The 21,814-nt window shown below is 65.0% G+C and carries 22 protein-coding genes; 20 read left to right on the top strand and 2 right to left on the bottom strand.

Features of this window, described 5'->3' with window-relative positions; translation table 11 throughout:
* Positions 1 to 133 precede the first annotated feature (133 nt).
* Positions 134 to 1,321 carry a benzoate/H(+) symporter BenE family transporter gene (locus IN820_RS01260; protein WP_193679230.1) on the bottom strand — a complete coding sequence of 396 codons (1,188 nt, stop codon included), beginning with the start codon at positions 1,319 to 1,321 and terminating at the stop codon, positions 134 to 136.
* Positions 1,322 to 1,564: 243 nt separating this feature from the next.
* Between IN820_RS01260 and fliE the strand changes: the two genes are divergently transcribed.
* From fliE to flhB, 18 genes are all read left to right on the top strand, one after another.
* Positions 1,565 to 1,894, top strand: a complete 330-nt coding sequence (fliE, locus tag IN820_RS01255; protein ID WP_193679229.1) for a flagellar hook-basal body complex protein FliE — start codon at positions 1,565 to 1,567, stop codon at positions 1,892 to 1,894.
* Positions 1,895 to 1,907: 13 nt separating this feature from the next.
* Positions 1,908 to 3,689 (top strand): flagellar basal-body MS-ring/collar protein FliF, encoded by a 1,782-nt coding sequence (fliF, locus tag IN820_RS01250; protein WP_193679228.1) that lies wholly within the window; start codon positions 1,908 to 1,910, stop codon positions 3,687 to 3,689.
* The gene (gene fliG, locus IN820_RS01245) at positions 3,682 to 4,698 is read left to right on the top strand and encodes a flagellar motor switch protein FliG (RefSeq protein WP_193679227.1); all 1,017 of its coding nucleotides are present in this window, start codon (positions 3,682 to 3,684) and stop codon (positions 4,696 to 4,698) included. Before fliF ends, fliG begins: the two co-directional genes overlap by 8 nt.
* A gap of 276 nt (positions 4,699 to 4,974) precedes the next feature.
* On the top strand, positions 4,975 to 5,748 hold the full coding sequence (gene fliH / locus IN820_RS01240) for a flagellar assembly protein FliH (RefSeq protein ID WP_193679226.1): 774 nt from the start codon (positions 4,975 to 4,977) through the stop codon (positions 5,746 to 5,748).
* On the top strand, positions 5,738 to 7,096 hold the full coding sequence (gene fliI, locus IN820_RS01235; RefSeq protein WP_193679225.1) for a flagellar protein export ATPase FliI: 1,359 nt from the start codon (positions 5,738 to 5,740) through the stop codon (positions 7,094 to 7,096). The genes fliH and fliI overlap by 11 nt, the downstream gene beginning before the upstream one ends.
* A 3-nt stretch (positions 7,097 to 7,099) precedes the next feature.
* Complete coding sequence (fliJ, locus tag IN820_RS01230; protein WP_193679224.1) at positions 7,100 to 7,552, top strand: flagellar export protein FliJ; 453 nt, start codon at positions 7,100 to 7,102, stop codon at positions 7,550 to 7,552.
* A gap of 253 nt (positions 7,553 to 7,805) precedes the next feature.
* On the top strand, positions 7,806 to 8,111 hold the full coding sequence (locus tag IN820_RS01225; protein ID WP_193679223.1) for an STAS domain-containing protein: 306 nt from the start codon (positions 7,806 to 7,808) through the stop codon (positions 8,109 to 8,111).
* Positions 8,112 to 9,803: an ATP-binding SpoIIE family protein phosphatase gene (locus IN820_RS01220; RefSeq protein WP_193679222.1), complete on the top strand. Its 1,692-nt coding sequence runs from the start codon at positions 8,112 to 8,114 to the stop codon at positions 9,801 to 9,803.
* A gap of 293 nt (positions 9,804 to 10,096) precedes the next feature.
* Positions 10,097 to 10,447, top strand: coding sequence for an Hpt domain-containing protein (locus tag IN820_RS01215; protein ID WP_193679221.1), 351 nt, complete (start codon positions 10,097 to 10,099; stop codon positions 10,445 to 10,447).
* Positions 10,448 to 10,546: 99 nt separating this feature from the next.
* Positions 10,547 to 11,776: a flagellar hook-length control protein FliK gene (locus IN820_RS01210; protein WP_193679220.1), complete on the top strand. Its 1,230-nt coding sequence runs from the start codon at positions 10,547 to 10,549 to the stop codon at positions 11,774 to 11,776.
* A 238-nt stretch (positions 11,777 to 12,014) separates the two neighbouring features.
* Positions 12,015 to 12,551 (top strand): flagellar basal body-associated protein FliL, encoded by a 537-nt coding sequence (fliL, locus tag IN820_RS01205; RefSeq protein ID WP_193679219.1) that lies wholly within the window; start codon positions 12,015 to 12,017, stop codon positions 12,549 to 12,551.
* Positions 12,552 to 12,563: 12 nt separating this feature from the next.
* Positions 12,564 to 13,535, top strand: a complete 972-nt coding sequence (gene fliM / locus IN820_RS01200; RefSeq protein WP_193679218.1) for a flagellar motor switch protein FliM — start codon at positions 12,564 to 12,566, stop codon at positions 13,533 to 13,535.
* A gap of 40 nt (positions 13,536 to 13,575) precedes the next feature.
* On the top strand, positions 13,576 to 14,052 hold the full coding sequence (gene fliN / locus IN820_RS01195) for a flagellar motor switch protein FliN (RefSeq protein ID WP_193679217.1): 477 nt from the start codon (positions 13,576 to 13,578) through the stop codon (positions 14,050 to 14,052).
* Between the two features lies 1 nt (position 14,053).
* Positions 14,054 to 14,473: a flagellar biosynthetic protein FliO gene (gene fliO / locus IN820_RS01190; RefSeq protein ID WP_193679216.1), complete on the top strand. Its 420-nt coding sequence runs from the start codon at positions 14,054 to 14,056 to the stop codon at positions 14,471 to 14,473.
* On the top strand, positions 14,473 to 15,249 hold the full coding sequence (gene fliP / locus IN820_RS01185; protein WP_193679215.1) for a flagellar type III secretion system pore protein FliP: 777 nt from the start codon (positions 14,473 to 14,475) through the stop codon (positions 15,247 to 15,249). The genes fliO and fliP overlap by 1 nt, the downstream gene beginning before the upstream one ends.
* Positions 15,250 to 15,261: 12 nt before the next feature.
* Positions 15,262 to 15,531, top strand: a complete 270-nt coding sequence (fliQ, locus tag IN820_RS01180) for a flagellar biosynthesis protein FliQ (RefSeq protein ID WP_193679214.1) — start codon at positions 15,262 to 15,264, stop codon at positions 15,529 to 15,531.
* Positions 15,532 to 15,536: 5 nt separating this feature from the next.
* The gene (gene fliR, locus IN820_RS01175) at positions 15,537 to 16,313 is read left to right on the top strand and encodes a flagellar biosynthetic protein FliR (protein WP_193679213.1); all 777 of its coding nucleotides are present in this window, start codon (positions 15,537 to 15,539) and stop codon (positions 16,311 to 16,313) included.
* A gap of 24 nt (positions 16,314 to 16,337) precedes the next feature.
* Positions 16,338 to 17,474 carry a flagellar biosynthesis protein FlhB gene (flhB, locus tag IN820_RS01170; RefSeq protein WP_193679212.1) on the top strand — a complete coding sequence of 379 codons (1,137 nt, stop codon included), beginning with the start codon at positions 16,338 to 16,340 and terminating at the stop codon, positions 17,472 to 17,474.
* Positions 17,475 to 17,602: 128 nt separating this feature from the next.
* On the opposite strand, the gene sodC is transcribed toward flhB, so the two are convergent.
* Positions 17,603 to 18,124, bottom strand: coding sequence for a superoxide dismutase family protein (gene sodC / locus IN820_RS01165; RefSeq protein WP_193679211.1), 522 nt, complete (start codon positions 18,122 to 18,124; stop codon positions 17,603 to 17,605).
* 223 nt (positions 18,125 to 18,347) lie between these two features.
* Here sodC and flhA point away from each other — a divergent pair, with 223 nt between their 5' ends.
* Both flhA and flhF read left to right on the top strand, forming a co-directional pair.
* Complete coding sequence (flhA, locus tag IN820_RS01160; protein ID WP_193679210.1) at positions 18,348 to 20,468, top strand: flagellar biosynthesis protein FlhA; 2,121 nt, start codon at positions 18,348 to 18,350, stop codon at positions 20,466 to 20,468.
* Positions 20,469 to 20,483: 15 nt separating this feature from the next.
* The gene (gene flhF / locus IN820_RS01155; RefSeq protein WP_193679209.1) at positions 20,484 to 21,773 is read left to right on the top strand and encodes a flagellar biosynthesis protein FlhF; all 1,290 of its coding nucleotides are present in this window, start codon (positions 20,484 to 20,486) and stop codon (positions 21,771 to 21,773) included.
* The last annotated feature ends 41 nt before the right edge of the window (positions 21,774 to 21,814 follow it).

Raw genomic sequence — 21,814 nt, 5'->3', positions numbered from 1 at the left:
CATCCGGCGACTGGAAAAAGTGACTCGCCCAGCAGGGCGAAACCAAGCCTTCAAGCAACTCGATAAACGCCAATGAAAGCAAAATTTTCATTCAATACACCCAAACTTGCCAGTCCGGTTGTCTATCCAGCCTTCAGCCCCGCTTGTTAAGAATCACCAACGTAAGCGCCCCCGCGATCAACCCCCAAAGCGCCGCGCCGATACCGAACAGCGTCAGCCCGGACGCCGTGACCATGAAGGTGATCAGCGCCGCCTCGCGCTCGTGGGGTTGCTGCATCGCCTGGGTCAGCCCCGAGCCGATCGAGCCGAGCAGCGCCAGCGCCGCGACGGACAGCACCAGCGCCGCCGGAAAGGCCGCGAACAGCGCCGCCAGGGTGGCGCCGAAGATGCCGGCGATGCCGTAGAACACGCCGCACCAGACGGCCGCGGTGTAGCGCTTGCGCGGGTCGGGATGCGCTTCGGGCCCTGCGCAGATGGCCATGGTGATCGCCGCCAGATGAATGCCATGCGAGCCGAAGGGCGCCAGCAGCACCGAGGCGATGCCGGTGGTGGAGATCAGCGGTGAGGCCGGCAGCCGATAGCCTTCGGCGCGCAGCACGGCGAGCCCCGGCATGTTCTGCGAGGCCATGGCGATGACGAACAGCGGGATGCCGATGCTGAAGATTGCGGCGAAGGACAGCGCCGGCGTGGTCCAGACCGGCACCGCGACCTGCAGGCTGAAGCGCTGGAAATCCAGCAGGCCCGACAGGCCGGCGATCAGGCAGCCGACCAGCAGCGCGCTGAGCACCGCATAGCGCGGTAGCAGGCGCTTGGCCAGCAGGTAGCTGAAGAACATGCCGAGCACCAGCACCGGCTGCACCTCCACCGCGCGGAATATCTCGATACCGATATTGAACAGCACCCCGGCCAGCAGAGCGGCGGCCAGCGAGGCCGGCACCCGGCGCATCAGGCGATCGAAGCTGCCGGTCAGGCCGCACAGGGCGATCAGGGCCGAGGCGAAGATGAACGCGCCGATCGCTTCGGCATACGGCACGCCGGGCAGGCTGGTGATCAGCAGGGCCGCGCCGGGTGTCGACCAGGCGACCACCACCGGCGTGCGATAGCGCAGCGACAGGCCGATGCTGCAGATCGCCATGCCGATCGACAGCGCCCAGATCCAGGAGGATATCTGCTGCCCGCTCAGGCCCGCCGCCTGCCCGGCCTGGAACATCAGCACCAGCGAGCTGGTATAGCCGGTGAGCATGGCGATGAAGCCGGCGACGACGGTCGAGGGCGAGCTATCGCTCAGGGGGCGCAGGGCGGTGCGGCTGGTTTCGTTCATTCGTCTCGTTCTGTTTGTGAGGGTGTCGGACGTGGGCTGATGTCAGGCAAGCCTATTGGCCCGGCGCGTGAAACGTCCCGGTACAGCCAGATGCGCAATGGGCATAACAGTCCACAGACTGGCACAAAAGCCGATGCAGGTCATCGGCATGCCGGGGCTGCTGCGACGGTTCTGGCACCCTTGTTGCTATCTAGTCATTGCTCGTCGCGACGCGTCAAAAAAACCGCGGCTGTGGAGGATTAGATGAGTCAGGGTGTCCAATTCAATCGCTTGATGCTGGAAATGCGGGCCATGCAGACCGATGCCATGGCACGCGCCAAGCCGGAGGAGCCTGCGCCGGAAGCCGGTGCGCCGAGTTTCTCCGACATGCTGGGCCAGGCGGTGAACAAGGTGCACGAAACCCAGCAGGTTTCCACGCAACTGGCTTCCGCCTTCGAGATGGGGCAGGGCGGTGTCGACCTGACCGAAGTGATGATCGCTTCGCAGAAGGCCAGCGTTTCCTTTCAGGCCATGACCCAGGTGCGCAACAAGCTGGTCCAGGCCTACCAAGACATCATGCAGATGCCGGTGTGAGGCGGATTGAATCATGGCTGAAGGGGTGAGCAACGTTCCGGTGCCGGCTGCGTCGGGGGATGCCAAGAAGCCCTTCCTTGGGCTGTCGTTCCTGGAAAACCTCTCCGAGATGTCGATGCTGCGGCAGGTCGGTCTGCTGGTCGGGCTGGCGGCGAGCGTGGCGATCGGTTTCGCCGTGGTGCTCTGGTCGCAGCAGCCGGATTACCGCCCGTTGCTCGGCAGCCTCGCGGGGATGGATGCCAACCAGGTGATGGAAACCCTCGCCGCGGCGGATATCGCCTACACCGTCGAGCCCAACTCCGGCGCCCTGCTGGTCAAGGCCAACGATCTCGCGCGCGCCCGGCTGAAGCTCGCCGGCGCCGGCATCGCGCCGGCCGACAGCAACATCGGCTTCGAAATCCTCGACAAGGAACAAGGGCTCGGCACCAGCCAGTTCATGGAGGCAACCCGTTATCGCCGTGGCCTCGAGGGCGAACTGGGCCGCACCATTTCCAGCCTGAACAACGTCAAGGGTGCCCGCGTGCACCTGGCAATCCCGAAGAGCTCGGTGTTCGTCCGCGACGAGCGCAAGCCCAGCGCCTCGGTACTGGTGGAACTCTATCCGGGCCGCTCGCTGGAGCCGAGCCAGGTGATGGCGATCATCAACCTGGTCGCCACCAGCGTGCCGGAACTCGGCAAGTCGCAGATCACCGTGGTGGACCAGAAAGGCAACCTGCTGTCCGACCAGCAGGAGCTGTCCGAGCTGACCATGGCCGGCAAGCAGTTCGACTACAGCCGCCGCATGGAAAGCCTCTACACCCAGCGCGTGCACAACATCCTGCAGCCGGTGCTCGGCAGCGGCCGCTACAAGGCGGAGGTCTCCGCCGACGTCGATTTCAGCGCGGTGGAGTCCACCTCGGAAACCTTCAACCCCGACCAGCCGGCGCTGCGCAGCGAACAGAGCGTCAATGAGCAGCGCCAGAGCAGCCTGCCGCCGCAGGGCGTGCCGGGCGCCCTGAGCAACCAGCCGCCGGGGCCGGCGGCGGCGCCCGAACAGGCCAACCAGGTGGCTGCCGCCAGCGCCGTGGCGCCCGGCCAGCCGCTGATCGATGCCAATGGCCAGCAGGTCATGGACCCGGCGACTGGCCAGCCGATGCTTGCGCCTTATCCGGCGGACAAGCGCGAACAGGCGACCCGCAACTACGAACTGGATCGTTCCATCAGCTACACCAGGCAGCAGCAGGGGCGTCTGCGGCGGTTATCCGTCGCGGTGGTGGTCGATGACCAGGTCTCGCTGAACGCCGCCGGCGAAGTGGTGCGGGTGCCGTGGAATGCCGACGAACTGGCGCGCTTCACCCGCCTGGTTCAGGACGCAGTGGGCTTCGATGCCAGCCGCGGCGACAGCGTCAGCGTGATCAACACGGCATTCGTCGCCGATAGCTTCGGGGAAACCTTCGAGGAGATTCCGTTCTATTCGCAGCCCTGGTTCTGGGACGTGGTCAAACAGGTGCTCGGCGTACTGTTCATCCTGGTCCTGGTGTTCGGCGTGCTGCGACCGGTGCTCAAGAGTCTGACCAATCCGTCCAGTGGCAAGGACCTGCAGGTTGCCGACGGCGTCGGCGAACTGGGTGACGAGGATGGGCTGGACGCGGGCCTGGTCAATGACCGGGTCAGCCTGAGCGGCCCGCAGAACATCCTGTTGCCAAGCCCCAGCGAGGGATATGAAGCCCAGCTGAACGCGATCAAGAACCTGGTGGCCGATGACCCCGGACGGGTAGCCCAGGTGGTGAAAGAGTGGATCAACGCCGATGAGTGAGAATCGAGTCCAGACCAAGCTCAACAAGGTCGACAAGGCCGCCATTCTGCTGCTGTCGTTGGGTGAGACCGACGCGGCGCAGGTGCTGCGTCATCTCGGGCCGAAGGAAGTGCAGCGGGTCGGCACGGCCATGGCACAGATGCGCAACATCCATCGCGAGCAGGTCGAGCGGGTGATGAGCGAGTTCGTCGAAATCGTCGGCGACCAGACCAGCCTCGGCGTCGGTTCCGATGGCTACATCCGCAAGATGCTCACTCAGGCGCTGGGCGAGGACAAGGCCGGCGGGCTGATCGATCGCATCCTGCTCGGTGGCAATACCAGCGGTCTGGACAGCCTGAAGTGGATGGAGCCGCGTGCGGTGGCCGATGTGATCCGCTACGAGCACCCGCAGATCCAGGCCATCGTGGTGGCCTATCTCGATCCGGACCAGGCCGGCGAGGTGCTTTCGCATTTCGACCACAAGGCGCGTCTGGATATCGTGTTGCGCGTGTCGTCGCTCAACACGGTGCAGCCGGCGGCGCTGAAGGAATTGAACCTGATCCTCGAGAAACAGTTCTCCGGCAGCACCAATACCAGTCGTGCCAGCCTCGGCGGCGTCAAGCGTGCCGCCGACATCATGAACTACCTCGACAGCTCCATCGAAGGCCAGTTGATGGACGCGATCCGCGAGGTCGACGAGGATCTTTCGGTGCAGATCGAGGACCTGATGTTCGTCTTCGACAATCTTGCCGATATCGACGACCGCGGCATCCAGATCCTGCTGCGCGAAGTGTCCTCCGATGTGCTGGTGATGGCGCTCAAGGGGGCCGACGAGGCCATCAAGGAAAAGGTCTTCAAGAACATGTCCAAGCGCGCCGGCGAATTGCTGCGTGACGATCTGGAAGCCAAGGGGCCGGTGCGCGTCAGCGACGTCGAGAATGCGCAGAAGGAGATCCTCACCATTGCCCGGCGCATGGCCGAAGCCGGGGAGATCGTCCTGGGCGCCAAGGGTGGCGAAGAGATGATCTAGAGGGCCTGTTGCCGTTTTTCTCTAACTGATTGACCTGTAGGGAAAAGCTCGTCGTTTAGGCTTTGCCCCAGCACCGATGCCAGCTCGCGGCACCCTCCCTTGTAGGAGCAGGCCATGCCTGCGAACAGGACCCTTCATCGGTATGGCTGCTTTTTCGCGGGCATGGCCCGCTCCTACGTATGTGCAGAACTGAAACGATCTCCTGGCCTTGCCATGAATTGTCATGGCCATAGAATCCACCTGCCGGTTCTTCAACGACTTCAATTCAGGACCCCCATGGCCAAGGAAAACCCCAGCGATGTGATCCGCGCGAAGGACATCAATGTCTTCGATCGCTGGGCCCTGCCCAGTTTCGATCCGCAGGGCGAGCCACAGGCACCGCCCGAGGAGATCGTGGAAGAGGTGGTCGAGGAGCCGGCACGCAGCGAGGACGTTCCGGCCGAGGAAGTCAAACCCTTGACGCTCGACGAGCTCGAGGCGATCCGCCAGCAGGCCTATAACGAAGGCTTCGCCACCGGCGAGAAGGACGGTTTCCACGCCGGCCAGCTCAAGGCCCGGCAGGAGGCCGACGCCGCACTGGCACCGCGCCTGGCAAGCCTCGAGCGGCTGATGGGCCAGTTGCTCGATCCCATCGCCGAGCAGGATCGCAATCTCGAACATGCCATGGTCACGCTGGTCAGCCACATGGCTCGCGAGGTGATCCAGCGCGACCTGCTGATCGACTCCGGCCAGATTCGCCAGGTCTTGCGCGAGGCGCTGAAACTCTTGCCGATGGGGGCAAGCAATATCCACATCCATGTCAATCCGCAGGATTTCGAACGGGTGAAGGCACTGCGCGAGCGTCACGAAGAATCCTGGCGGATTCTCGAGGACGACAGCCTGTTGCCCGGCGGCTGTCGCATCGAGACCGAGCACAGTCGCATCGATGCCAGCGTCGAGACGCGTCTCAATCAGGCGATCAAGCAACTGTTCGAACAACAGCGCGAAAATGCCACCCATCCGCCGGCGGCCGATCTGAACATCGACCTGGACGCTGCCGATGCGCCTTGAGCGGGTCAGCTTCGCCAGGCGGTTCGAGGCTTACGGTGATGCGATCAAGCTGCCCAGCCAGCCGATTCTCGAAGGCCGGCTGCTGCGCATGGTCGGGCTGACGCTGGAAGCAGAGGGGCTGCGTGCCGCCGTGGGCAGTCGCTGCCTGGTGATCAACGACGATAGCTATCACCCCACCGAGGTCGAGGCCGAGGTGATGGGCTTTTCCAGCGGCAAGCTCTACCTGATGCCGGTCGGCAGTCTGGCCGGCATCGCCCCCGGGGCCCGCGTGGTGCCATTGCCCAATACCGGCCGGCTGCCGATGGGCATGTCTATGCTCGGCCGCGTGCTCGACGGTGCCGGACGCGCGCTGGACGGCAAGGGCGGGATGAAGGCCGAGGACTGGGTGCCGATGGACGGGCCGGTGATCAACCCGCTCAAGCGTCACCCGATCAGCGAACCGCTGGACGTCGGCATCCGCAGCATCAACGGTCTGCTCACCGTCGGCCGTGGCCAGCGCCTGGGCCTGTTCGCCGGCACCGGCGTCGGCAAGTCGGTCCTGCTGGGCATGATGACGCGCTTCACCGAGGCCGACATCATCGTCGTCGGGCTGATCGGCGAACGGGGGCGCGAGGTGAAGGAATTCATCGAACACATCCTCGGCGAGGAGAGCATCAAGCGCTCGGTGGTGGTCGCCTCGCCGGCCGACGAGGCGCCGCTGATGCGCCTGCGCGCGGCGATGTACTGCACGCGCATCGCCGAGTATTTCCGCGACAAGGGCAAGAACGTCCTGCTGCTGATGGATTCGCTGACCCGCTTCGCCCAGGCTCAGCGCGAGATCGCCCTGGCCATCGGCGAGCCGCCGGCGACCAAGGGCTATCCGCCTTCGGTGTTCGCCAAGCTGCCGAGCCTGGTGGAGCGCGCCGGTAACGCCGAGAAGGGCGGTGGCTCGATCACCGCTTTCTATACCGTGCTGTCGGAGGGTGACGATCAGCAGGACCCGATCGCCGATGCCGCCCGCGGTGTACTCGACGGCCATATCGTGCTGTCGCGGCGGCTCGCCGAGGAAGGGCATTACCCGGCGATCGACATCGAGGCGTCCATCAGCCGGGTCATGCCGCAGGTGGTCAGCCTCGAGCACGTGCGCGCCTCGCAGCGTTTCAAGCAGCTCTGGTCGCGCTACCAGCAGAGCCGCGATCTGATCAGCGTCGGTGCCTACGTGCCGGGTGGCGATCCCGAGACCGATCTGGCCATCGCGCGCCAGGCCGAGATGGTCGCCTATCTGCGCCAGGGGCTCGACGAAAGCGAGGATCTCGCTCGCAGCGCCGCGCAACTGGCCGCCGTGTTCAGTCCCCGGCAGGGCGGCTAAGCGGTGCCTGCCAGCCGCGCCGCGCGCCTGACGCCGGTGATCGAGATGGCCGAGCGCGCCGAACGCGAGGCGGCGCGCCTGCTCGCCCAGGGACAGATGCAACTGGCCCAGGCGGAGGCCAAGCTCGGCGAGCTGGAGCAGTATTTCACCGATTACCAGCAGCAGTGGCTGCAGCAGGGCAGCCAGGGCGTCTCAGGCCAGTGGTTGATGAATTACCAGCGTTTCCTCTCCCAGCTCGAGTCGGCCATCGGCCAGCAGCAGCGCAGCGTCAACTGGCACCGCGACAACCTGATCAAGCTGCGCGAACAATGGCGTCAGCGCCATGCGCGGCTGGGGGGGCTGAGCAAGCTGGTGGAAGGCTATCTACGCGAAGCCCGGATCGCCGCGGACAAGCGCGAGCAGAAGCTGCTCGATGAGTTCGCCCAGCGCCTGGCAGGGCGACCCAGGGAGCGTTGAGATTTCGTCGCGGCGCGTGACCAACGGACACCGGGCTGGATTGAGGCTTGCCGCGCCGCCGGTTGAATGCTAAATCTTGACCCGCTTCAGCGCGGCGGTTGTCGATCGGGTTGTTGATGGCTGTCCGCTCCGCCAGCCGAATTCGGTTGCTGGACTACCGTCGTTTCAGCCGGTTTCACGGCTGTCTCGTCGCATGTCGGCGCTGCCTGCCGTTCAGGCGGCCTTTCAAGACGTTCCGGACCAGGAGTGCCACATGACCATTACCTCGCAGCTATCGGCCGATGGGCGGGAGTTGACCATCGCCATCAGCGGGCGCTTCGATTTCAATGCACACCAGGCCTTCCGTGATGCCTATCAGCGGCAGGGCGCGAGCCCGCAGCGCTACGTGGTCGACCTGCAGGGCGCCACCTACCTGGACAGTTCGGCACTCGGCATGCTGCTCCTGCTGCGTGACCATGCCGGCGGCGACGAGGCCGATATCCGGCTGCTCAATTGCAACGTCGACGTACGCAAGGTCCTCTCGGTGTCCAACTTCGAACAGCTGTTCGTGATCGCCTGAATGCCGAAGCGGCTGACGATCCTGATCGCCGAGGACAGCCCGGTCGATCGGATGCTGCTCTCCACCATCGTTGCCCGCCAGGGTCATCGGGTTCTCACCGCTGCCGACGGCATGCAGGCCGTGGCCCTGTTCGAGCAGGAGCGGCCGCAGCTGGTGCTGATGGATGCGCTGATGCCGGTGATGGACGGCTTCGAGGCCGCGCGACGGATCAAGCAACTGGCCGGCGACGAACTGGTGCCGATCATCTTTCTCACGTCGCTGACGGAAAACCAGGCGCTGGTCGGTTGCCTGGAGGCCGGCGGTGACGATTTCATCGCCAAGCCCTACAACCCGATCATCCTCGAGGCCAAGATCCAGGCGATGCACCGCCTGCGCCGCCTGCAGGCCACGGTACTGGCGCAGCGCGACCTGATCGCCCGGCGCAACCAGCAGTTGCTCGACGAGCATCGCGCGGCGAAGGCGATCTTCGACAAGGTGGCCCATGCCGGCTGTCTGAATGCGCCGAACATCCGTTACCGGCAGTCGCCGCGGGCGCTGTTCAATGGCGACCTGCTGCTGGCCGCGCAGGCGCCGGCGGGGCAGATGTTCGTGCTGCTCGGTGATTTCACCGGCCACGGCCTGCCAGCGGCGATCGGTGCCATGCCGCTGGCGGAAACCTTCTACGGCATGGCCGCCAAGGGACATTCGAGCACCGACATCCTTCGCGAGATGAATGCCAAGCTCAAGCAGATCCTGCCGGTGGAGATGTTCTGCTGCGCGACGCTGCTGGACATCAATCCCCTGCAGGGCACGCTGCGGGTCTGGAATGGCGGGCTGCCCGATGGCTATCTGATCGGAGCCAATGGCCAGCGCACGCCACTGGGTTCCAGGCATCTGCCGCTGGGCATCCTGTCGGCGGCCGCTTTCGATGACGAGTTCGAGCATTTCCCGCTCGCCGTCGGCGACCGCCTGCTGCTGCTGTCCGATGGTGTGATCGAGAGCCGCAATACCCATGACGAGCTGTTCGGCGAGCGGCGGCTGCTGGCGTTGCTGGATGCCAATAGCGATCCGGCGCGGCTGTTCGATGAGATCGAGCAGGCGCTGCTGGCCTTCCACGGCCAGGTGCAGGATGACCTGAGCCTGATCGAGGTGAGCCTGGACGAAACGCTTGCGGGCGCGCCTCTATCGGTTCCGCTGGTGGCCCATCGATCCCGGCCTATCGACTGGTCGGCGCACTTCGAGTTACGTGCCGAAAGCTTGCGCAATGGCAATCCGCTGCCACTTCTGTTGCAGCTGCTGCTGCAGGTCAACCCGCTGCGGCCGCGCGCCGGGGCGATCTACACCGTGCTGGGCGAGCTGTATGCCAATGCCCTGGAGCATGGTGTGCTCGGCCTCGACTCGGCATTGAAATGCGATGCCGAGGGCTTCCAGCGCTACTACGAGCTGCGTCGCGAACGCTTGCAGGCGCTGGCCGAGGGCCATATCCGCCTGGAACTGAGCATCAAGACCCACGACGGGGGAGGGTGCCTGCGCATCGCCATCAGCGACAGCGGCGCCGGCTTCGACGTGGCGCATGCACTGCAGTTGCAACGCTGCGATCAATGTCTCAGCGGCCGTGGGTTGCATCTGGTGCGGCAGTTGACCGATGGTTTCGACTGGCAGGCGGACGGACGCGGCCTCGGCGTGGAGTTCGGCTGGGCGGCTGAGGCATAATCCGCACTTTGACTAGGGTCTGTTCCCGTTTCATCGCGAGCCGCGTTGCTGCGAGAAATAGCCCCCGGTTAGGCGCAGGATGCAGGTAATGGTCGTTCCCTTGCCAAGTCCTGCAACGACAGCGGGGGCTATTTCCCGCGCAACCTGAAGGGCCGGGCCTGTTTTGCCGCGATGCGGTGTTACTCGATGGCTCATTTAGGCGACTAAACTTCGCATCTCGTGTCTTGCCTCGCGGTAAAACAGGCTCCGGCGCGGCCGCGAATGAAACAGGAACAGGCCCTAGGAGTGCTCCGGTGTCCAACGCTCATCTCGACAGTGCCGTGCTGGCTACGCTGCAGGATGTGATGGAGAGCGAGTATCCGGTGCTGCTGGATACCTTCCTGGCGGATTCCGAAGAGCGCGTCCGGCTGCTCAAGCAGGCCTGCCAGGCCGCGGAAGCCGATATGCTGCGCCAGGCCGCGCACAGCTTCAAGGGCAGTTGCAGCAACATGGGCGCCACGCTGCTGGCCGAACTCTGCCGCGAACTGGAAGACCTCGCCCGGCGCGAACAACTGGCGCAGGCGCCGGTACTGATCGAATCCATCGAGCGCGAATTCGCCATCATCGGCATCCTCTTCAGAGCCGAACGGCAGCGCCTCGGCTGATTCCGCTTGCGCCACGGGGCGCGGACGAATCTCTGGCGATTGGGGCTGGCCCGGAACTTGCTCGGGCATCGGCACGATTCATCCGCAGTGGAATGACCCATGGCTGTTTCCCCCGACTTCCTGTTGAAAACACCCTCTGTCGACGCCCGGCCCAAAGCTGCAGCCAAGGAGCCGGAGGCCGCTCGCGAAGCAAGGGGGGGCGCTGGCTCCAGCTTTTCCGACGTTTACGCCAAGGAGCGCCAGGCAAAACCGGCCGAGCGTCCGACGCGTGGCGATGCCGGGCGCGAGAGGCCGGTGGATGACCGGACCAAGCGTGACACCGCGCAAGCGGCCAATGACGAAAAGCCGGCGGTTGCCGAAAGCGGCAATGCCTTGCCACCCGAGGAACTGTCGGACGAGGCCGCGCAAGGCGAACTCGATCCGCTGCTGCTGCTCGGCCTCGGCGGCCAGTTCGCTCCCCTGGAGGACCCGCAGGCGGACCAGCCCCAGGGCGAAATGCTATTGACGGGCTTGCCGGGTTCGCCGGGCGCCATGGCCGCCGTGCAGGATTCGGCGGCGGACGAGACGCTTGCCGCGCTGCAGGCGGCGACCGACCCTCAGCTCGCCATGCAGAAAACCGCCCAGGATACGAAGGCTTCGCTAAGCGCCGGGCAACTGGAGGGCGAGCCTGACGACGGTTTCGCCAGCGCATTGCTGGCCAGTAGCGAATCGTCCGAAGAAGGGCTGGAAGCGGAGCTGAACGTCGATGGGCTGCTGGAAGGCGTGGATGGCGCCAAGGAGAGCCGTTCCGTGGCTGCCGACGAATCCCTGGCGGCGCGCCTCAACCCCTTGAGCCAGGCGATCGCCCAGCAGGTCCAGCAGCCCCAGCGGCCTGCCCTGGTTCCGGGACAGCCGGTGCAGATGCAGCAGGCCGGCTGGAGCGAGGCGGTGGTCGACCGGGTGATGTGGTTGTCCAGCCAGAACCTCAAGTCCGCCGAGATCCAGCTCGACCCCGCGGAGCTCGGGCGCATGGAGGTGCGCATCGACATGACCAAGGACCAGGCCCAGGTCACCTTCCTCAGCCCCCACGCCGGCGTGCGTGATGCGCTGGAAGGGCAGATGGTGCGTCTGCGCGAGATGTTCAGCCAGCAGGGCATGAACCTGGTGGACGTCAACGTTTCCGACCAGTCGCTGGCGCGCGGTTGGCAGGGAGGCTCCGATGGCGAATCGTCCCGCCGCGGTTTCTCGGGCGAAACCGCGGCAGGCGACGAGGAGCTGCAGCACGGCGTGGCGGAAATCGCCGGCAACCGGGTGGCCGGCGACCGCGGGCTGGTGGATTACTACGCCTGAGCGCGGTCGGCAGCGCTGAGCGCCATTTATCCGGTCCGACGCACGGGAGCCCGACTCCCGTGCCGGTTTCCGCCGTCCTTCCCCTTCGTTCCCTCGGCCGAGCAGAAATCTTCTTTCTACTCGCCCAGGCGGCTTCTGCTCGTTTACTGCGGGCCGCTGCTGCCGGATACTTTGGCACAGCTGTTGCTCCTAACGCCTTGAAGCAGGATGAAAACGCAGATGACGACGGATATTTGGCATGGCTAAGAATCAGGTTCCACCGCCGCTGACCACGGCGGGCCCGGAAGATGCCAGCACCGGCAAGAGCCGGCTGAAACTCATCCTGACGATCGTGGTCGCCATGTTGTTGGCCGTCGGCTTGTCCATAGGCGGTACCCTGTACTTCATGAGCAAGGGCGAGGGGCTGGACGGCGGCAAGGCGGACGATGCCGCGGCAACCACGCCTTCGGGCAAACAGCCGGCGATCTACGAGGTGCTGATGCCGGCCTTCGTGGTCAACTTCAGCCACAATGGCCGGCAACGCTACATGCAGGTCAGTATCGCGCTGATGTCCCGGGACCAGGCGGCGCTGAATGCGCTGAAGGTGCACATGCCGTTGCTGCGCAACCGTCTGGTGATGCTGTTCTCCGGCCAGGATTTCGAGGTGCTGAAGACGCCGGTCGGCAAGGAAATGTTGCGCCAGCAGGCGACTGCCAGCGTGCAGGAACTGGCGCAAAAGGAAATCGGCACGCTTGCCGTCGAGCAAGTGCTTTTCACCAACTTCGTATTGCAATAGAAGGCTCCACAGATGGCTGTTCAAGACCTGCTCTCGCAAGACGAGATCGATGCGCTCCTGCACGGGGTCGACGACGGTCTGGTGGATACCGAAAGCGATTCCGATCCGGGTGCCATCAAGAGTTACGACCTGACCAGTCAGGACCGTATCGTTCGTGGGCGCATGCCCACGCTGGAAATGATCAACGAGCGCTTCGCCCGTTACACCCGCATCAGCATGTTCAACCTGCTGCGGCGCTCGGCCGACGTGTCGGTGGGCGGTGTGCAGGTGATGAAGTTCGGCGAATACGTCCATTCGCTCTACGTGCCCACCAGCCTCAACCTGGTGAAGATGAAGCCGCTGCGTGGCACCGCGCTATTCATCCTCGACGCCAAGCTGGTGTTCAAGCTGGTGGACAACTTCTTCGGTGGCGACGGGCGGCACGCCAAGATCGAGGGACGCGAATTCACCCCGACCGAGCTGCGCGTCGTGCGCATGGTGCTCGAGCAGGCCTTCGCCGACCTCAAGGAAGCCTGGCACGCGGTGCTGGACGTCAACTTCGAGTACGTCAACTCGGAAGTGAACCCGGCGTTGGCCAACATCGTCAGCCCCAGCGAGGTGGTGGTGGTCTCCACCTTCCATATCGAGCTGGACAGCGGCGGTGGCGACCTGCACGTGACCATGCCTTATTCGATGATCGAACCGATCCGCGAGATGCTCGACGCCGGTTTCCAATCGGACGTCAGCGACCAGGACGAGCGCTGGGTCAAGGCCCTGCGCGAGGACATTCTCGACGTCAGCGTGCCGCTGGGCGCGACCGTCGTGCGTCGGCAGCTGAAGCTGCGCGACATTCTCAACATGCAGCCGGGCGACGTGATTCCGGTGGAGATGCCGGAAGACATGATCATGCGTGCCAATGGCATGCCGGCCTTCAAGGTCAAGCTGGGGGCCCACAAGGGCAACCTGGCGCTACAGGTGCTGGAGCCCGTGGTTCGCCCACGTTGATCCAGCCCTTCACTCAATTCGAGCCGGTCGAGGACTAGCGATGGCAGACGAACGCGACAACACTTCTCCCGAGGAACAGGCGCTGGCCGACGAATGGGCGGCGGCCCTTGCCGAAGCGGGTGACGCCAGCCAGGACGATATCGATGCGCTGTTGAACCAGGGGCCGGGCGAAGCGGCTCCAGCTCCGGCTCCGCGCGCACCGCTGGAGGATTTCGCCAGCGGGCCGAAGCCCAGCGGCATGCAGCTGGGCCTGGAAGGGCCGAACCTGGATGTGATCCTCGACATTCCGGTATCGATTTCAATGGAAGTCGGTAGCACCGAAATCAGCATCCGCAACCTGCTGCAGCTCAACCAGGGCTCGGTGGTCGAACTCGACCGCCTGGCCGGCGAGCCGCTGGACGTGCTGGTCAACGGCACGTTGATCGCCCATGGCGAAGTGGTGGTGGTCAACGAGAAGTTCGGCATCCGGCTGACCGACGTGATCAGCCCCACCGAACGCATCAAGAAGCTGCGCTGACGTGCGTGTCCTCGCTTTCCTTGTCGCGCTCCTGGCGCTCCCGGCAATGGCCGCGGAGCCGGCGGCGAGCATGAGCAGCGCCGGCATGGGCGCGCAACTGAGCAAGCTCGTGCTGGGCCTGCTGCTGGTCATCGGGCTGATCTTCCTGCTCGCCTGGCTGCTGCGCCGGGTCCAGCGGATGAACCCGCGCGGCACCCAGGTGATCAAGCTGATTTCCAGCCAGCCGCTGGGCCCGCGTGAGCGGCTGGTGCTGGTGCAGGTCGGCGGCGAGCAGATTCTCATCGGCCTCAGCGGCGGGCGCATCACGCCGCTGCACGTCATGCAGGAGCCGGTGCACCTGCCGGATGCCGAGCCGGCCAACCCGGAGTTCGCCCAGCGCCTGATGGAGCTGCTCGGCAAGGACCACAAGGACAAGCCCTGATGTTGCGTATCGTGCTGGCGCTTTTCCTGGTGCTGGCCGCACCTCTTGCCCTGGGGCAGGAGAGCGGCGGCCTGCTGACCCGGGGCGACAATCCACTGTCGATTCCGGCGATCACCCTGAGCACCGATGCCGAGGGGCAGCAGGAATACTCGGTCAGCCTGCAGATCCTGCTGATCATGACGGCGCTGAGCTTCATCCCGGCGTTCGTCATGCTGATGACCAGTTTCACGCGGATCATCATCGTCTTTTCCATCCTGCGCCAGGCGCTCGGCCTGCAGCAGACGCCGTCGAATCAGATCCTCATCGGCCTGACGCTGTTCCTCACGCTGTTCATCATGGCGCCGGTGTTCGACCGGATAAACCAGGAGGCCCTGCAGCCCTACCTGAGCGAGCAGATCCCGGCGCAGGAAGCCATCGCCCGTGCGGAGGTGCCGTTGAAGAACTTCATGCTGGCACAGACTCGCGAAAGCGATCTCGAGCTGTTCGTGCGCCTGTCGCGGCGCACCGACATCGCTTCGCCGGAGGCCGCGCCGATGACCATCCTGGTGCCGGCCTTCGTCACCTCGGAGCTGAAGACGGCGTTCCAGATCGGCTTCATGATCTTCATTCCGTTCCTGATCATCGACATGGTGGTGGCCAGCGTGCTGATGGCGATGGGCATGATGATGCTCTCGCCGCTGATCATCTCGCTGCCGTTCAAGATCATGCTGTTCGTGCTTGTGGACGGCTGGGGGCTGATCATCGGGACCCTCGCCGGCAGCTTCGGCACGCTCTAGGAGAACGCGAAAATGACCCCTGAAGTCGCGGTCGACCTGTTTCGTGAAGCGTTGTGGATGACCGCGATGATCGTCGGCGTGCTGGTGGTGCCGAGCCTGCTGGTCGGCCTGGTGGTGGCGATGTTCCAGGCCGCCACGCAGATCAACGAACAGACCCTGAGCTTCCTGCCGCGCCTGCTGGTGATGCTGTTGACGCTGATCTGGGCCGGACCCTGGCTGGTGCGCCAGTTGATGGAGTTCACCCAGAATCTGGTGCACAACATCCCGCTGCTGATCGGGTAGCGGGCGTGCTGGAGCTGAGCAATGCGCAGATCGGCGGCTGGATAGGACAGTTCCTGTTGCCGCTGTTCCGCATCGCGGCGCTGCTGATGAGCATGCCGATCATCGGCACCCAGCTGGTACCGATGCGGGTGCGGCTGTACCTGGCGTTGGCCATCGCCCTGGTGCTGGTGCCGGCGCTGCCGCCGATGCCGCTGGTGGAGTCGCTGAGCCTGCGTTCGCTGTTGCTGATCGCCGAGCAATTGCTGATCGGCGTGATGATGGGCTTCATCCTGCAACTGTTCTTTCAGGTGTTCGTCGTGTCCGGGCAGATGCTGGCGATGCAGATGGGCCTGGGTTTCGCCTCGATGGTCGATCCGTCCAATGGCGTTTCGGTGCCGGTGCTCGGGCAGTTCTTCAATATGCTGGTGGTCCTGTTGTTCCTGGCGATGAACGGCCACCTGGTGGTGCTGGAGATTCTCGCCGAGAGTTTCGTCACCCTGCCGGTGGGCGGCGGCCTGTCGACCAATCACTTCTGGGAAGTGGCCGGCAAGCTCGGCTGGGTGCTGGGTGCCGGTCTGCTGTTGGTGCTGCCGGCGATCACCGCGCTGCTGGTGGTCAACCTGGCGTTCGGCCTGATGACCCGCGCGGCGCCGCAGCTGAACATCTTTTCCATCGGTTTCCCGCTGACGCTGGTGCTCGGCCTCATCATCGTCTGGGTCGGCATGGCCGATATCCTCGCGCAGTACCAGGTCTTCGTCAGCGAGGCGCTGATCATGCTGCGCGAGCTGGCGGGAGCGCGTTGATGCGTTCGTTAGCGGAGCTCGCCCATGGCTGAGAGCGAAAGCGGCGCCGACAAGAGCGAGGAACCCACAGAGAAACGCCTGCGCGAATCCCGCGAGAAAGGCCAACTGGCGCGCTCGCGTGAACTCAATACGGTGGCGGTGACGCTGGGCGGCATCGGCGGTCTGCTGGCCTCGGGCGCGAGCCTGGCGCAAAGCCTGATGGCGATGATGCAGGGGACCTTCGAGCTGAGCCGCGAAACCCTGTTCGACGAGGGTTCCATGTCGATGCTGCTGCTGAGCAGCGGCCTGATTGCGCTGCAGGCGATCCTGCCGCTGCTGATCGCCCTGCTGATCGCCTCGATTCTCGGCCCCATCGCCCTGGGGGGCTGGCTGTTCTCGGCCAAGGCCATGGCGCCCAAGGTCAGCCGGATGAACCCGGCGGCCGGGCTCAAGCGGATGTTCTCCACCAAGGCGCTGGTCGAACTGCTCAAGGCCCTCGGCAAGTTCCTGGTGGTGCTGAGCGTGGCGCTGCTGGTGCTTTCGTCCTACCAGGACGACCTGCTGTCGATCGCCAAGCAACCGCTGGACCTGGCCATCATGCACAGCGTCGAGATCGTCGGCTGGTGCGCCTTGTGGATGGCCTGCGGGCTGATCCTGATCGCCGCGGTGGATGTGCCGTTCCAGCTCTGGGACAACAAGCAGAAGCTGATGATGACCAAGCAGGAGGTCAAGGATGAATACAAGGATTCCGAAGGCAAGCCCGAGGTCAAGTCGCGCATCCGCCAGTTGCAGCGCGAGGCGGCCCAGCGGCGCATGATGCAGGCGGTGCCCGAGGCGGATGTGGTGATCACCAACCCGACCCACTTCGCCGTCGCCCTGAAATACGACGCCGCGAAGGGCGGGGCGCCCAAGCTGCTGGCCAAGGGCGGCGATTTCGTCGCGCTGAAGATCCGCGAGATCGCCCAGGAGCACCAGGTGACGGTGCTCGAATCGCCGGCGCTGGCGCGGGCGGTCTACTATTCCACCGAACTGGAGCAGGAAATCCCCGCCGGCCTCTACCTCGCCGTGGCGCAGGTACTGGCTTACGTCTATCAGTTGCGCCAGTACCGCACCGGCAAGGGCCGCCGGCCCGATCCGCTGAACGACCTGCCGATCCCGCCGGATTTGCGCAGGGACGAATAAGCAGCTGCAAGCCTCAAGCTGCAAGTTGAACGCGAAAGCCGCACCGATCAGGTGAGGTCTTCGCTCATCTTGCGGCCGGGCAGGCACTTGCTTTCTTGCGGCTTGTGGCTTGCCGCTTGCAACTGCTCCTATTCGACCACCCCGCAGGCGACCCGTGCGCCGCCACCGCCCAGCGGTTGCGGATGGTCGGCGTGGTTGTCGCCGCCCTGGTGAACCATCAGCGCCAGGCCCTTGATGTCGCCGAGGCTCTTCAGCCGCGGCGCCAGTACCGGCTGGCTGGCCTTGCCCTCGCTGTCGACGAGCAGCGCCGGCAGATCGCCCATGTGTCCGCTGCCCCAGGGTTCGCCGTGCTTGCCGCTGTTCTTCGGGTCCCAGTGGCCGGCCGCAGCGCCGGCGGCGGTGGGCTTGCCGTCGACTTCGGCCGGCTCGCAGCTGCCCTTGGCATGGATGTGGAAGCCATGGGCGCCGGGTTGCAGGCCCGACAGTTCGGGACGCAATACCAGGCCGTATTCGCTGCTCTCGATCTTCACGCTGCCCACCGACTCGCCGATGCCCTGCGCGGTGACGGCGTTGACCTTCACGCTCAGCGTCTCGGCCTGGACGGCGAGGGCGCTGCAGCCGACCAGCGCGGCGATGATCCACTGTTTCATATCGAAGCTCCTGTGCAGAAACGGCGGCGGGGCGCCGCCGATCTTTAATCTGACTGCTGGGTTTCGAGCGCGTTCGGCGGCGCTGCTTCAGGCGTTGCCGACGCGAACCCGCATGCCAGGGCGGTGGCGCAGTCTGGCGACGAAAAAGTTGGACCCCTTCTTGCTATACCCCGGGAGGACGCGCTTCGCGTCAAGAAACCGTTCCGTATCGCCGGGGGCCACGTTGGATCGCACGCAACTGATCAATATGCGCAACAGCCTGACGGGCCTGGGCCGTGGCAACCTCGGCGTGCCGCTGCTGCTGCTCGTGATGATGGGCATGATGATGCTGCCGGTGCCGCCGTTCCTGCTGGACGTGCTGTTCACCTTCAACATCGCGCTGTCGATCGTCGTGCTGCTGGTCAGTGTTTATGCGCTGCGGCCACTGGATTTCGCGGTATTCCCCACCATCCTGCTGGTGGCCACGCTGATGCGCCTGGCGCTGAACGTGGCCTCGACCCGGGTGGTGCTGATTCATGGTCACGACGGCGGCGACGCGGCCGGCCAAGTGATCAAGGCGTTCGGTGAAGTCGTCATCGGCGGCAACTACGTGGTCGGTATCGTGGTGTTCGCGATCCTCATGATCATCAACTTCGTGGTGGTGACCAAGGGCGCGGGGCGGATCTCGGAGGTGAGCGCCCGCTTCACCCTCGATGCCATGCCCGGCAAGCAGATGGCGATCGACGCCGACCTCAACTCCGGCCTGATCGATCAGGAAGAGGCGAAGCAGCGGCGCACCGAGGTCGCCTCCGAGGCGGACTTCTACGGCTCGATGGACGGTGCGTCCAAGTTCGTCCGCGGCGATGCGATCGCCGGTCTGCTGATCCTGTTCATCAACCTGATCGGCGGGGTCGGCATCGGCATGGCGCAGCACGGTCTCAGCTTCGCCGATGCCGGCAAGGTCTATGCGCTGCTGACCATCGGTGACGGCCTGGTGGCGCAGATTCCGTCGCTGCTGCTGTCCACCGCGGCGGCGATCATGGTGACCCGCGTCACCAGTTCCGAGGACATGGGCCAGCAGGTCAACCGGCAGATGTTCGCCTCGCCCAAGGCGCTGGCCGTGTCCGCCGCGATCATGATCGCCATGGGCCTGGTGCCGGGCATGCCGCACGTTTCGTTCCTCGGCCTGGGTTTCCTCGCTGCGGCCGGCGCCTACTGGATCTGGCATCGGCAGAAGCAGGTCAAGCAGCAGGCCGAGCAGGAAGTCCAGAAGCAGCAGGACATGCTGCCGGCGCAGCGTGCGGCGGAAACCAAGGAACTTGGCTGGGACGACGTCACCCCGGTGGACATGGTCGGCCTGGAAGTCGGCTATCGGCTGATTCCGCTGGTCGACCGCAACCAGGGTGGACAACTGCTGGCGCGGATCAAGGGGGTGCGCAAGAAGCTCTCCCAGGACCTGGGTTTCCTCATGCCATCGGTGCACATCCGCGACAACCTCGACCTGCTGCCCAACGCCTATCGCCTGACCCTGATGGGCGTGAGTCTCGCCGAGGCCGAGGTCTATCCGGACCGGGAGCTGGCGATCAACCCCGGCCAGGTGTTCGGCCCGCTCAACGGCATCGCCGCCAGGGACCCGGCGTTCGGCCTGGAAGCGGTATGGATCGAGGGCAGCCAGCGCGATCAGGCGCAGTCGCTGGGCTACACCGTGGTGGACGCCAGCACCGTGGTCGCCACGCATCTCAATCAGGTGTTGCACAAGCACGCCCACGAGCTGCTGGGGCACGAAGAGGTCCAGCAGTTGCTGCAGCTGCTGGCCAAGAGTTCGCCCAAGCTGGCCGAGGAGCTGGTCCCGGGCATGGTCTCACTGTCCACCTTGCTCAAGATTCTGCAGGCGCTGTTGCAGGAGCAGGTGCCGGTGCGCGACATCCGCACCATCGCCGAGGCCATCGCCAACGTCGCCGGCAAGAGTCAAGATCCCGCCGCGATGGTCGCGGCGGTACGGGTCGCCTTGTCCCGTGCAATCGTGCAAAACGTTGTGGGACTAGAGTCGGAGCTGCCTGTGATCACCCTGGAGCCCAGGTTGGAACAGATCTTGCTAAATAGCCTGCAGAAGGCCGGTCAGGGCTCGGACGATGGCGTCCTGCTGGAGCCGGGCATGGCCGAGAAGCTGCAACGGTCCCTGGTAGAAGCGGCGCAGCGCCAGGAAATGCTCGGCAAGCCGGCGGTCCTGCTGGTGGCCGGGCCGATCCGGGCGATGCTGTCGCGCTTCGCCCGCATGGCAGTCCCGAACATTCACGTTCTGGCCTACCAGGAAATACCGGACAACAAGCAGGTCACCATCGTTTCGACGGTGGGTCAGAATTAATCGAGGGTTCAGGCCATGCAGGTCAAACGTTTCTTCGCTGCCGATATGCGTATCGCCATGAAGATGGTGCGCGACGAGCTGGGCGCCGATGCCGTGATCATCGGCAATCGCCGGGTGGCTGGCGGCGTCGAGCTGACCGCAGTGCTCGATTATCCAATGCAATCGGCGCCGGCGGCCAAGCAGCCGAACCCGGCCCTCGAAGCCGAGCTGCGCAAGACCCAGTCGCGTCTCGCCACCGCGCATGCCGAACTCGGCGCGGCGCCACGCGCGAAGAGCCAGGACCGTCAACTGCTTGACGAGAAGCCCGCCGCGGCGGCCATGCCGCAGCCCGAGCCGGTTGCCGCCGCTTCTGCGGCGTTCGACCCGCGCGCGGTCGAAGCGATGTATTCCGAACTGCACGGCTTGCGCGAGCTGATCGAAGTGCAACTGGGCTCGATCGCCTGGGGCCAGGAGCAGAGCCGTCGTCCGCAGCAGGCCAGCCTCTGGCGTCGCCTGCAGCGTCTCGGCCTGCCGGCCGAACTGTCGCGCAGCCTGCTGGAGAAGGTCGCTGCCATCAGCGAGCCGCGCCAGGCCTGGCGCATGGTGCTGGCGCACCTGGCCCAGGCGATCAAGATCAGCAAGCACGAGCCGCTGGAAGAAGGTGGTGTGATCGCCCTGGTCGGTCCGGCAGGCGTCGGCAAGACCACCACGCTGGCCAAGCTGGCGGCGCGCTACGTGCTGAAGTACGGCGCGCAGAACATCGCCCTGGCGAGCATGGACAACTATCGTATCGGTGCACAGGAGCAGCTCAAGACCCTCGGCCGGATTCTCGATGTGCCGGTGGTGCAGCTGGACCCGAACCAGTCGCTGAGCAAGACCCTGGCGCCATTGGCACGCAAGCGGGTGATTTTGATCGACACCGCGGGGCTGCCGGCCAGCGATCCGACGCTGCGCATGCAGCTCGAGGCGCTGTCGGACCGTGGCGTGAGGTCGAAGAATTACCTGGTGCTGGCCGCGACCAGCCAGAGCCAGGTGCTCAAGGCCGCCTGGCACAACTACCGTCGCTGCAGCCTGGCAGGTTGTATCCTGACCAAGCTGGACGAAGCCGGCAGCCTGGGCGATGTGCTCGGGCTAACGATCAGCCAGCATCTGCCGATAGCCTATCTCGCCGATGGACCGCGCATTCCGGATGACCTGCATCTGCCACGCAGTCATCAACTGGTCAGTCGGGCGGTGAGTCTGCAGTCGGGCGAGGAGCCGAGCGAGGAAGCCATGGCCGACATGTTCGCCGGCCTGTACAACGATTCCTCACGGCGGGCCGGATAAGCGTGCGACAGCAGTACTCGAATAAATCAGATGCGTTCGAC

It is taken from the genome of Pseudomonas lopnurensis (genome assembly GCF_015070855.1).
GTDB classification, from domain to species: Bacteria; Pseudomonadota; Gammaproteobacteria; order Pseudomonadales; family Pseudomonadaceae; genus Stutzerimonas; species Stutzerimonas lopnurensis.
Note: the sequence above shows the minus strand (reverse complement) of the source record. Positions and strands in the feature narration are given on the sequence as shown.